10 protein-coding genes are annotated in these 12,238 nt (G+C 68.0%); 2 read left to right on the top strand and 8 right to left on the bottom strand.

Annotated features, from left to right (window positions below; genetic code table 11):
- Positions 1 to 101: 101 nt before the first annotated feature.
- The 5 genes from A5781_RS04475 to A5781_RS04455 all read right to left on the bottom strand — a co-directional run bounded on the left by A5781_RS04475 (position 102) and on the right by A5781_RS04455 (position 5,572).
- On the bottom strand, positions 102 to 998 hold the full coding sequence (locus tag A5781_RS04475) for a 3-oxoacyl-ACP synthase (protein WP_067201811.1): 897 nt from the start codon (positions 996 to 998) through the stop codon (positions 102 to 104).
- The gene (locus A5781_RS04470; protein WP_067201879.1) at positions 982 to 2,085 is read right to left on the bottom strand and encodes a 3-oxoacyl-ACP synthase III family protein; all 1,104 of its coding nucleotides are present in this window, start codon (positions 2,083 to 2,085) and stop codon (positions 982 to 984) included. The genes A5781_RS04475 and A5781_RS04470 overlap by 17 nt, the downstream gene beginning before the upstream one ends.
- Positions 2,086 to 2,110: 25 nt before the next feature.
- Positions 2,111 to 3,109 (bottom strand): NAD(P)H nitroreductase, encoded by a 999-nt coding sequence (locus A5781_RS04465; protein ID WP_082939209.1) that lies wholly within the window; start codon positions 3,107 to 3,109, stop codon positions 2,111 to 2,113.
- A 99-nt stretch (positions 3,110 to 3,208) separates the two neighbouring features.
- Positions 3,209 to 4,669, bottom strand: a complete 1,461-nt coding sequence (locus A5781_RS04460) for a bifunctional aminoglycoside phosphotransferase/ATP-binding protein (RefSeq protein WP_156624381.1) — start codon at positions 4,667 to 4,669, stop codon at positions 3,209 to 3,211.
- A gap of 15 nt (positions 4,670 to 4,684) precedes the next feature.
- Positions 4,685 to 5,572, bottom strand: a complete 888-nt coding sequence (locus A5781_RS04455; protein WP_067201872.1) for a universal stress protein — start codon at positions 5,570 to 5,572, stop codon at positions 4,685 to 4,687.
- A gap of 142 nt (positions 5,573 to 5,714) precedes the next feature.
- On the opposite strand from A5781_RS04455, the gene otsB reads away from it, so the two are divergent.
- On the top strand, positions 5,715 to 9,389 hold the full coding sequence (otsB, locus tag A5781_RS04450) for a trehalose-phosphatase (RefSeq protein WP_231990637.1): 3,675 nt from the start codon (positions 5,715 to 5,717) through the stop codon (positions 9,387 to 9,389).
- A gap of 122 nt (positions 9,390 to 9,511) precedes the next feature.
- A complete protein-coding gene (locus A5781_RS04445) occupies positions 9,512 to 10,318 on the top strand; it encodes a universal stress protein (protein ID WP_067201808.1) in 807 nt (268 codons plus the stop codon).
- 6 nt (positions 10,319 to 10,324) lie between these two features.
- On the opposite strand, the gene A5781_RS04440 is transcribed toward A5781_RS04445, so the two are convergent.
- Genes A5781_RS04440 through A5781_RS04430 form a run of 3 tightly spaced genes read right to left on the bottom strand, consistent with a single transcriptional unit; the run spans position 10,325 to position 12,151 of the window.
- Entirely contained in the window at positions 10,325 to 10,693 is a 369-nt protein-coding gene (locus A5781_RS04440) for an STAS/SEC14 domain-containing protein (RefSeq protein ID WP_067201804.1), read from the bottom strand.
- A gap of 34 nt (positions 10,694 to 10,727) precedes the next feature.
- Positions 10,728 to 11,606: a universal stress protein gene (locus tag A5781_RS04435; protein WP_067201801.1), complete on the bottom strand. Its 879-nt coding sequence runs from the start codon at positions 11,604 to 11,606 to the stop codon at positions 10,728 to 10,730.
- Between the two features lie 11 nt (positions 11,607 to 11,617).
- Positions 11,618 to 12,151 (bottom strand): GNAT family N-acetyltransferase, encoded by a 534-nt coding sequence (locus A5781_RS04430; protein WP_197503704.1) that lies wholly within the window; start codon positions 12,149 to 12,151, stop codon positions 11,618 to 11,620.
- Positions 12,152 to 12,238: the final 87 nt, after the last annotated feature.

Here is a 12,238-nt window from a genome sequence, read left to right as displayed (position 1 = left end):
CGTTCAATGAGCGCATACACAACCCTGAGCGCAATCTCGCTTGACGTGGTTGTGCGCCGGGCAATCCTACTGAAGTGAGCGTCCAGTAACGGGTTTCGTCGTTATGGCCCCGTGGCGTGGGGTGGCTGGCGATAGAGGGCGGCGCCAGCGACGACGTCGGCCCCGGCCGCGACGAACAGGACCCGCGCGCCCGCCGGCAACCGCTCGGCCCGCTGCCCGAACGCGGCGGCCAGGGCGGCGGTGTGCATGCGTTCGTCGTCGGCGACGCTGATCGCCTCGACCGGCACGCCCAGCCGGGCGCCCAGCGCGGTGCGGTATCCGGGCCGGGCGGGGGCGGCGACGATCGCGTCGACGTCGGACAGCCGCACCGACTGCTCCGCCAGGCACGTCGACACCGCCCGCGCGGCCGCCGCGGCGAACCGCTCGTCCATCGCCGCCGACTCGGAGAAGCGCAGGACGTTGCGGGAGTCGGCGAAACCCACCGTGGCGCTGAAGTTTTCGTCACCGGCTTCACTCGGGTCGTTCACCCAGGAGACCCGGCTGAGGCCGTAGTCGTCGTCGGACCAGCCGCACAGCATCGCCGCGCCGGCGGCCGAGAACGGGAAGTGCTCGCTCATCCCATGCCCTGGGTCGGCGTCGCTGGCGACCACCAGCGCGCGCCGGATGGCGCGGCTGCGCATGAACCCGTCGACGATCTGCAGCGCCGTCAGCAGCCCGCACGTGCCGTTGGCGATGTCGAAGGAGAAGGTGCCGTGGGCGCCGGCGTGCGGGTCCCCCGGGTTGGCGCCGATGTCGTCCTGGATCAGCGCGGCGAGCGCCGGCTCACCGAGGTTGCGGTCGCGATAAATGCCGGCGTTGACGACGAGGTCGAGTTCCGAGGCATCGCATCCGGCCCGCTTCAGGCAGTCCTTGGCGGCGACGACGGCCAAGTGCAGCGCGCTGTGGCGCCCCCGCAGCCGCGGATGCGAGACGTCGATCCGATCAATCACCGTGCCCATAGCGGCTCACCACATCCTCGTCCAGGGTCAACAAGACCACACCGATCTCCAGCCCGGAGGCCAGCGCCAGCAACGCGATTCGCTCCCCGGGCCTGATCCGCCCGGCCTCGAGTTCCTCGACGAGCGCCACCGTGTGGGTCGTGGAGGCGGTGTTGCCGTAGCGGTCGACGGTGATCACCGCGTCGTGGCGCGGGCTGTCGCCGAACACCTCCGACATCCGCGCCATGCCCTTGCGGATGGCGCGCGCGGACGTCTGGTGGGTGATGACGTGGTCGATGTCGTGGATCGAAAGACCAACGGTGTCAAGCACTTCGCTCAACAACAGCGGGGTGTCGGCGATCGCGGCCTTCTGGATGGCGCGGGAGTTGGTGAACATCCGCGCGCCCGGGTCGTCCCCCTGCGGATACGCCAGGCAGAGCCGGCTGTAGTCGGCGACGGTGGTGAAGCCCGCCAGGGCGATGCCGGCCGAACCGGCCGGTGCCCGCTCGAGCAGCAGCGCCGCGCCGGCATCGCCCAGGGTCAGGCAGGCCAGCTCCTTGCTCATGATGTTGCGGATGTGCCGGGCGGCGTTGTTGCTGAGCTGCGAGATGTACTCGCCGCTGACGACGAGCCCGCGCTCGACGACGCCCTCGCGGATCCAGTTGTTCAAAATCGTCACGCCCGTGAGCATTCCGGCGCACGCGTTGGACACGTCGAACGTCATCGCGTTCACCGCCCCGATCCCGCGCGCCACGGCGCTGCTCATGGTCGGCTCGAGCCACTGGGTCAGCCCGTCGCGGAACTTGGTGATGCTGCAGCTGATCACCACGTCCAGCGCCGCCGGATCCTGCTGCGCGGTGGCCAGGCAGTTCAGCGCCGCCGAGCTGGCCAGGGTGTAGGAATCCTCATCGCCCACCGACACCCGGCGTTCGCGGATCCCGGTGAGCCGTTCCAGGTCGATGTGGGTGCGGTGGCGGGTGGACGCCATGAGCTCGTCGGTCGTCAGGTGGGTTCCGGGCAGATGCCGGCCCGCGGCCGCGACCCGCGCGACGAAGGGGGCCTCACCGCCCTTGCCGGTTGTTTCCATCACCAGCCAGTGCCGAGTCATCGATGGCACCTCCTTGGCATGTCGGTCACCCACGCATCTCGAGGACTTCGGTCACCGGACGCCGGGTGGTGGGTTTCGTGTGTGGGTCCTTGGCCGGTGACCGGCCGACCCGGATCAGCAGCTGCGGCTGGCCGGAGCCGCCGGTGACCTGCCTGATGATGTCGCGGCTCAGCGACATCTCCGTCATGTGGGTCAGCGTGCAGGTGGCCATGCCGGCCAAAGTGCATTCGAGCAGCACCGCCGACAGCGCCTCACCGCAGCGCAGCACTTCGGCCGGCGCATCGTCGTGATGGGTGGACAGGACCACGATCTTGGAGTGGTCCTGGTCGATCGCGGCGCGGCGGCGGCCACCGCCCGCCGGGGGGAACGCGCGGGCGATGTCGACGCGCGCGGCCTCGGAACTGGACACCAGGGCGCTTTCGGGCACGTGGTCGGCGTTCGCTTCGAAGGGCGATGTCCACCAACGCAGTTCGGTCAGGTAGGACGTATCGCTTCGGCGCAACTGCTCGGTGAGCCGCGACGCCTCGGCCAGCCGCGGCCGCTCGTCGTCGTCGACCACGTCCAGCGACACGTCGTAGGGGGTCACTGCGCGGCTCAGGGCCGAATGCAGCGTGGGCCACGCGGTCGGTGCGCCCAGGGGCAGCCGGTCGGTGCGGCGGCGAAGGATCGCGTCGGCTCGCAGCCGGCACTGCGCCGTCACGTTCTCCACCGGCAAAAAGCCCACACTCGCGAGGTGATCCGGTCTGCCCTCGGTGGGAAAACGTTCGGTGACGCTTTCCCAGCCCGCGGCGGCCATGGCGACCCGCAGGTGGTCGAGGACGGCGCCGCAGCTCAGGATCAGCTCCCGGCCGGTGTGGTCGGTGGCGTGCATCGAGTGGCGCGGGTCGGCCCACAGGTGCAGCTTCGTGCCGTCGGCCACCCACCGCCAGGGCTGGCTGTTGTGCAGCGAAGGCGCGCGGCACGCGAGCGTCACCGCGTCCCGGATGACCTTCGCGGTCGGCACTTTCGCGTCCATCTCCACCATTTCGTCGATTTCGTGAGGCAAACTGTATGCCCCGTGCGGCGGGTGCGGGCAGGGCCGTTGGTCCCCGACGGCCGGGACGTTGGAACCTCCTGAGGGCTGTTACGTCGCGCGCCCCCAGAGGTCGTGCGCCTCGCGAGCGACGAGGTCCGGGCTGCGGGAGGTGTCGATCCGGTGCGCGCCGTCCCAGTCGGCGTGCCCGGCGGCCAGGGCGGCGGCGATCTCCGGGGTCACCTCCGAATTGCCCGCGGGCCTGGTCTTGATCCGGTCGGCCGCCACGTCGGCCGTCGCCGAGCACACGAATTCGACGAGCGCCGAGTGCGTCTCGGTGGCCAGTCGGTGAGCCTGGTCGCGCGTCCGCGGATCGCGCCAGGTGCCGTCGAGGATCACCGAGTGCCCCTCGCCCAGCAACTGCCGCGCGCGGCGGAGGGTGGTCTCGTAGACCACCGCGACCTGGTCGGGGCTGTAGAGCCCGGCGTTCAGCACCCCGGGCTCCCCGGCGATGTCGCCCGAGTCCCGAAGCTCTCGGCGCACGTCGTCGGTGGAAATGAGCTGCGCCCCAAACGATTCAGCCAACCCGCGGGCCACGGTGGACTTCCCGGTGCCCGGGTTGCCGCCGACGAGCGCAAGCCGAACGGTGCCGCTCTGCAGGTGCCGGGTGGCGATGGCCAGGTGGCGGGCGGCGTCGACGGACGCGCCCGGGCTGCCCTGTGAAACCCGGACGCAGTCCACCTTCGCCCGCACCGCGGCCCGGTAGGCGATGTAGAAGTCGGACAGCGCCGGCGGCGCCGCCCAACCCGCGTGCTCGGCGTAACGCTGCAGGAAGTAGTCGCCGAAGTCCTTGCGGCCCAGGAACTCCAGGTCCATCGCGAGGAAGGCGGCGTCGTCGATGCAGTCGACGTGGCGCAGCCGGTCGTCAAACTCCAGGCAGTCCAGCAGCGCTGGGGTGCCGCCGACCCAGAAGATGTCGTCGGCGAGCAGGTCGCCGTGCCCGTCGACGATGCGCCCGTCGCGAATACGCCGCGCGAACAGCCCCGCGCGCCCGGCGACGAACTGGGCCGCCAGGCGCTGTACATGAGCTACTTCCCTTTCGGCTATGTCCGGAATCGATTGGTTCGCATACCGTTCCAATTCGGACAGGTTCTCGCGCCAGCGCCACTCGATCGCGGCGGACTCGCCCTGGGCGTCGATCCGCTCGCCGCGCTCGGCGCGTTCGTGGAAGCGGACCAACACGGCCGCAACCGCGTCCAGCACGCGGTGGACGGACTCTGCGGTGTCGTGGGCCACCAGGTGCGCGAGGCGGTCCTCGTCGCGGTAGCGCCGCATGACCACGACCGGTTCGGCCGGGCCGCCGAGCGGGTCGGTGAGGTGGGCGACGCCGAGATAGCTCTCGGGCGAGAGCCGGCTGTTGAGCTCGACCTCCCGGCGGCAGGCGTGCTCGCGCTGCTGCGGCGTGCGGAAGTCGAGAAAGTCGGTCAGCACCGGCTTCTTGGCCTTGTATGCGCGGGCGCCGGCGAGAATGACGACACCCGTGTGGGTTTCGTGCAGATCGAGATAGGGCACGGCGGCGGCGCGGCCTTAGGACGGCCGCGCGACGATCACCGGCATCCGGACCGAATGGACCACGGCGTTGCTGACCGAGCCCAGCAACATGCCGGACAGGCCGCCGCGGCCGTGGCTGCCCACGACGACGAGTTGGGCGGATTCCGACTGTTCGATGAGCTGGCGGGCCGGCCGGTCGGAAACGACGACCCGGTTCACGGTCACGTCGGGATAGCGTTCCTGCCAGCCGGCCAGTTGTTCGGCCAGGCTCCGCTCGGCTTCCGCCTTCACCGCCGACCAATCCACTCCTGGCAGTTCGAAGACGTCGACGTCACTCCAGGCGTGCAGCGCCGTCAGCTCGACACCACGTCGCGACGCCTCGTCGAAAGCGACGGCCACCGCAACGTCCGATGCGGGTGAGCCGTCGATGCCCACGAGCACCGGGGCTTGCTGGGGGTGTGGCATGAGCGGGTCTTCGTCGCGGATGACTGCGACCGGGCAGCGCGCGCTGCGGACCACGCTGCTGCTCACCGAACCCAACAGCAGCCTGCTCATCGCCCCGCGTCCGTTGCTGCCGACGACGACCATCTCGGCCTCTTTGGACATCTCGACCAACGTGGGCACCGGGGGCGCGCACCTCAGCTCGCTTCGGAAGTCAACCTTGCGGTCCGTGGTGACGGCCTCTTCGGCGATCTTGACCGCCTGCTCGAGGACCTCCCGGCCTTGCTCCTCCTGCCACACCGCCACGCCGGTCGACAGTGGCAGGGCCGGATACATCGGCACCATCGCGTTCACCATGTGGACCACGGTCAGCGGGACGTGTCGCATCGCCGCGTCACGGGCCGCCCAACAGACGGCGGCGTTCGAGGCCGGCGATCCGTCGATTCCAACGACGATGCCATGGCGGTTTGCGAGTACGGACATGATGTTCTCCCTCTCCTCGCCCAAAACGCTATGGCGGGAACGGCCGTCGATCATGAGGCTTTAGTCACCAACCGCATGGCCATGAGGCCCCCTTGCACCCGTGGGCCTTGACCAGCGCCGGTGCTGTGGCATCGTCACAGAGGTGACCGAATCGCCTGTCACGGTCGATAGGCGCTACCACGACGCGGTGATTCTCGGGCTCGACTGTGTTGTCGTGGAGCCGGCACCGGGGGTGGAAGAAGCCCGCGGTTCGACCGCCAGATTTTTGCAGCGAGTGCGCGACGTCGGCGTCGCCACCGCCGCCTATTCGTCCACCCGGGACTGCGAAGCCGTGCTGCGCGCCGCGGGGGTCGAGGAAGTCGTCTGCGCCGACGGCGCCGGCGAGCGCGCCGATGCGGCGCTGACCATGACCGTGACGCGCCTGGGCGTGCGGCCGGGCCGTTGCGTCCTCATCGACTGCAGCGACGCGGGAATCGCGGCCGGCCGGGATGCCGGCTTCGGCCTCGTCATCGGTCTGGAGCGCAACGGAGGAGCCGGCGAATTGCTGTCCCGCGGGGCGGACATCGTCGTCGGCGATCTTGCCGAGGTCTCGGTGCAGCCCGGCGGCAAACCCTTGTCGACCATCGCCGACGCGATGCAGGTCTACAGCCAGTTGAAGGAACTGGTGGCCAGCCGGCGCCCGGCGGTGTTCCTCGACTTCGACGGCACGCTGTCCGAGACCGTCGCCGAGCCGGAGGCCGCCACCCTGGTCGAGGGCGCAGCCGAAGCACTGCGCGCGCTGGCGACCCAGTGCCCGGTCGCGGTGATAAGCGGACGCGATCTGGGCGATCTTCGTGAACGCGTGAACGTCGACGGAATCTGGTACGCGGGCAGTCACGGCTTCGAGCTCGTGGCACCGGACGGCACCCACCACGAGAACGCCGCAGCCGTCGGTGCCACCGCAGCCCTGACGCGTGCGGCCCACCGACTAGCGGAGCTGCTCGGCGAATTACCCGGAATCCGTGTGGAACACAAGCGCTTTGGGGTCGCGATTCACTACCGCAACGTCGACCCCGAACAGGTCGACCGCGTGATCGCGACGACACGCAAGCTCGGCCGATCCCAGGGCCTGCGGGTCACGGCGGGGCGCAAAGTCATCGAACTTCGGCCCAGCCTCGATTGGGACAAGGGCAGGACGCTCACCTGGATCCTCGAACACATCGAGGGAACGGGGAGCGGCACCGTGCTACCGATCTATGTCGGCGAAGACCTTGCCGACGAGGACGCCTTCGACGCGGTCCAATTCGACGGCGTCGGAATTGCGTTGCGGCACAACGAGGACTGGGATCGCCCATGCGCCGCGCTGTTCAGCCTCGCGGATCCGTCCGCGGTGTGTGATTTCGTCCGGCGCCTGGCCAACGATCTACGCGCGGCGGCCGAGCCCAGCGATCCGTGGGAGCTCGTTTACGAGGGATATGACCCCGATTACGAGCGACTGCGCGAAACGCTGTGCGCCGTCGGTAACGGCTACGTCGTCACCCGTGGCTGCGCCCCGGAGGCGACAGCAGCCGAGGCGCATTACCCTGGGACGTATGTGGCCGGCGTCTACAACACGCTGGTCGATCGCGTCGCCGGCCGGACCATCGAGAACGAAAGCCTGGTCAACCTCCCCAACTGGCTCTCGCTGACGTTTCGGATCAACGGCGGGCAGTGGTTTCACATTGACGACACCGAATTGTTGTACTACCGGCAGACATTCAACCTGCGACACGCGACGTTGACGCGCACCCTGCGGTTCCGGGACGGCGCTGACCAAATCACGACCGTGATCCAAGAACGGTTCGCGTCCATGGACCAGCCGCACTTGCTCGCCATGCAAACCACGATCGTTGCTGAGAACTGGTCGGGCACCATCGAATTCCGGTCGCTGCTGGACGGCAACGTCTGCAATACCATGGTCGAGCGCTACCGTTCGTTGTCGAGCACGCACCTCGCGACAACCGTGATCGACGAATCCGCAGCCGACTCGGCGATATTGCGCACCGAAACATCGCAATCGCGCATCAGCATCGCGGTGGCCGCGCGCAGCACCGTGTGGTGCGACGATGCTCGGGCCGTTGCGCAGTACAAAATCGTGCGGGAAGCCGGCCGCGGCGGGCACGACATCCAGGTCGCGCTGGCCGTGGGGCAATCGGTCACGCTGGAAAAGGTCGCGACCATCTTCACGAGCCGGGACAGCGCCATCTCGGAGCCCGCGAGCACCGCCCAGCTGCACCTCGACGCCGCCGGACGATACGCCGAGCTGCATCGTCAGCATGCCCGGGCGTGGGCGCTGCTGTGGGAACAATGCGCCATCGGCCTGGCCGACGGCATCGATAGCGCCGATGCGCTACGCATCCTCCGGCTGCACTTGGTGCACCTGCTGCAGACGATCTCGCCGCACACCGCCGACCTCGACGCCGGCGTCCCCGCGAGGGGCCTACACGGTGAGGCCTACCGCGGTCACGTCTTCTGGGACGCGTTATTCGTGGCCCCGGTCCTCGGCATACGGATGCCGAACGTCACCCGGTCGCTGCTGCTTTACCGCTATCGGCGGCTGCCCGAGGCCCGCCGCGCAGCGCGGGTGGCGGGTTACCTCGGCGCGATGTATCCCTGGCAGTCGGGTAGCGACGGCCGAGAGGTCAGCCAGGAAATGCACCTCAATCCGCAGTCCGGCCGGTGGAATCCGGATCCGAGCGGCCGTGCGCATCATGTCGGTCTCTCCATCGCCTACAACCTCTGGCAGCACTATCAGGTGTCGGGCGACCGCCAGTTGCTTGTTGACTACGGGGCCGAGATGCTGGTGGAGATCGCACGGTTCTGGGCGGGTCTGGCGAAACTGGACAAGACTCGCGGACGTTACACGATCCGCGGCGTCATCGGCCCCGACGAATTCCATTCGGGTTATCCGGGCAAGGAATACGACGGCATCGACAACAACGCATACACGAATGTGATGGCCGTCTGGGTGATCATGCGGGCGATGGACGCGCTCGATCTGCTACCGCTGCGGGACCGGCTCGATCTGGTGGCGAAAGTGGATCTCACGGCCGACGAGCTCGATAGGTGGGACCGCGTGACGCGCCGGATGTTCGTGCCCTTCCACGACGGTGTGATCAGTCAGTTCGAAGGTTATGCGGAACTGGCGGAACTGGATTGGGAGGAGTACCGGCAGCGGTACGGCAACATCCAGCGGCTCGACCGTATTCTCGAGGCCGAGAACGACAGCGTGAACAACTACAAGGCGTCCAAGCAGGCCGATGCGCTGATGTTGTTCTACTTGCTGTCGTCGGACGAGCTGCTGGGTCTGTTGGGCCGGCTCGGTTACCGCTTCGCGCCCGAGCAGATCCCGGAGACCGTGGACTACTACATCAAACGCACTTCCCACGGTTCCAGCCTGAGCGCCGTCGTACATGCCTGGGTCCTCACCCGTGGCAACCGGCATCACGCCATGAAGTACTTCGTACAAGTTTTGGCTTCCGACGTCGTCGACATCCAAGGCGGCACCACGTCGGAGGGGATACACCTGGCCGCGATGACCGGCAGCATCGACCTGCTGCAACGGTGTTTCACCGGACTCGAAACCCGCGACGACCGGCTGATCCTCAGCCCGCAATGGCCAGATGCCCTGGGCTCCATCGAGTTTCCCTTCATCTATCGCGGCCAACGACTACACCTTCGGGTCAGCGGACGGGCGGCCGAGCTGACCTCCGAGGCGGGCAACAGTGCACCGGTCGCGGTGGAATGCCGTGGCCGATTGCAGCACCTGGCCCCAGGGCATACGGTCGAGGTCGCCTGAAGCCGGGTGACCAATTCCTCCGAACGTGGGTCGAACGACCCTGCTGAACCAGGCCGTCTGCCCATAACGTGGCCAGTGACGGGCCATCGATGTCCCGGTGGTCAGTCATAGAGGAGGACTCGATGAACAATCCGCAGTCGTCGCAGCGGATCGTGGTAGGTATCGACGGCTCGGACGCCGCGATCAACGCGGCCAAATGGGCAGCCGCGGAGGCCGCCAGCCGCAACATCCCGCTCCGGCTGATCCATGCCATACCGAGACGGGGTGCGGGCGATGACGGCTTGGACATCGAATACGCCGAATCGTCGTTGCGCGCCGCCGATGCAGCGCTGCAGGAGATGGGCACGCCGGTCAAGGTCGAATGCGACATCGTCCGCGGTTCCTCGGAGGACGCGTTGATCGACGAATCACGCGACGCCGCAATGGTGTGCGTGGGTTCGGTGGGGACGGGCTGGGTGGCCCGCAAGGTCCTCGGCTCGACCGCGCATACCCTGGTGAAGAAGGCACACTGCCCGGTGGCCGTCATCCGGAGCAGCCGCGACGGCGCCGATCAGGATGGCGGATACGTCGCAGTTGCCGTCGAGGAGTCGGACGCCAACGACGCGGTGCTCGAGCACGGGTTCCGCGAGGCGCGCCTTCGTGACGCACCGATCTTGGCGATGGGCGTCTGGCGGTGGGGCCTCGGCGAGATTCCCTACCAGCAGCTGGATCAGCGGCTCGGACCCTGGGTATCGGAGCATCGCCAGGTGCACGTCCAACCCGCCGCGGCGAGGCGCGGGGCTGCCGAATTCCTCACGCGCACAAAAGAACCTGTCCAGCTCGCGGTCGTGGGCAGCGAGGATGCCGACAAGGTCGCCCGCATGGTCGGGCCGATCACCCCGCATCCGGGCGGCAACACCGGATGTTCGGTGCTCGTCATCCGCGACTGACGGCGGCTATCCGGCCGCCCAATCCTTGGCGCGGTCAAGCTCGTCAAGCCCGAACACGGCGATCTCGCCGGGAACCATCCACGCCACTGCGTGCAGCACGGGAGCGACCCAGTCCTTGTCGGAGACCACCGCGATCCGCTTGAACGCCGAATGGTGCGGCAGGACGGTGCCGAAGCCCAGCTTGAGATCCTCGAGGAACCCACCCGGCCCGAATCCCTCGTAGTCGGACGCGATGACCTCGACGATCCTGACCTCGCCCGTCTGGAGCACCTTGTCCATTTCGGGCTTGAAGTCGCGCAGCTCGTCACCGCGCAGGCGGCCCGACACGCGGATGCCGATCACATTCTCCGGCACGTCCGGGAGCAGCTCGATCATAGGAAGCCTCCTTCGCGGGCATCGATCCTCATCGTCAGCGGACAACCAGCACGGGCACCCGCGCCGACTGGGCCACCGCCGAACTCACCGAGCCGAGCAGCATCCCGGGAAATCCGCCACGGCCGCGGCTGCCGACCACCACCAGTTGGGCGTGTTCGGATTCCTTCAGCAGCCATTCGGACGGCTTGTCGCAGAACAGTTTCCGCTCGACGTGCACCTCGGGATAGCGTTCTTGCCAGCCGGCCAGGCGTTCGGCGAGGATCTCGTGCGCCTCTTGCTCCCGGTCATGCCAGTCCATGCCGAGGATGGGGAATACGCCCACGTCGCTCCACACGTGCAGGGCCACCAGCCCCACCCCGCGGCGCGAGGCCTCGTCGAAGGCCAGGGCGGTCGCCTCTTCGGAGGCCGGGGATCCGTCGATGCCCAGCACCACGGGCGCGCCGGGGTCCGGGGCCGCCCTGTCGCCGGTGTGGATGACCGCGACCGGGCAATGGGCGTAGTGCACGAGTCCGGTGGTTACCGAGCCCAGCAGCAAGCGGCCCACCGCTCCCAGTCCCTGGTTTCCGGCGACGAGCACCCAGGCCTTCTTGGAGGCCTCGATCAGCGCCGGGACGATGGCGGAATAGACGGTCTCGGTGTGTATTTCGGGCGATTCGGACGCGCCCAGGCTGGCGCTGAGTGTCTTGCGGGCCTGGTCGATCACGTGCTGAGCGCTGTCCTGTTGCCAGTCGGGCATCTCGGCATACAGTTGCCCCACCGGCCAGCCGACCACGATGGGCGGAACGACGTACATCAGCGTGATGGGCAGGTCACGCATGATCGCCTCGCGTGTCCCCCATGCGACGGCGGCGTCGGACGCGGCCGACCCGTCAACACACACCAGTACTCCGTATTCTTTCGCGTCTGCCGTCATTTTCCGCTCCTCTACGCCGGCGTTTCGTCGAATTGGGGCAACTCGATCTCGAGGTGCCGAATAGACCCGTAATCGATTGGCCTGCAAGGCCAGCCGAGATCGAAGAAGACCGTGAGCATGAGGTGGTTCTCGCCGAGGACGTCCGCGACGAACCGCCCGATTCCGTGGGCGCGGGCGATCGGGGCCAGGTGCTTGAGCAGGGCCGTGCCCACGCCCACCGAATGGTCTTGGTGGGCGACCACGACCGCGACCTCGGCCGCGTTCGGGTCGTCGACGACGACGTAGTGGGCCACGCCGATCAGCCGATCGGCGTCGAAGGCACCGAGGGCGTACAACCCGTCCGCCGGCTCGGTCAGCTTGGCTACGATTTCGTGCAGCGGCGACAGCTGCAGCGTGAAGAAACGAAAGTACCGGTCGTGATCGGACAGGTGTTGATGCAGCGCCGAAACGGCCTCGGCGTCGGCGACGGTCAAGGGACGCAACGAAACCAGGCGTCCATCGAGCAACCGAGCAGTAGCCACGGCGTCCACCGATCGATTACTCACAACCCCCGACGATATTCGGCGGCGGCGCGGCCGGGCAGGGCCGTTAGACCCCATGGCCCCTCCCATTGGTCCCGTTCGGGGCGACCG

This window comes from Mycobacterium sp. 852002-30065_SCH5024008, from assembly GCF_001665645.1.
Classification (GTDB): domain Bacteria; phylum Actinomycetota; class Actinomycetes; order Mycobacteriales; family Mycobacteriaceae; genus Mycobacterium; species Mycobacterium paraffinicum.
The sequence above is the reverse complement of the archived record's forward strand: the minus strand, read 5'-3'. Positions and strand labels throughout refer to the sequence as shown.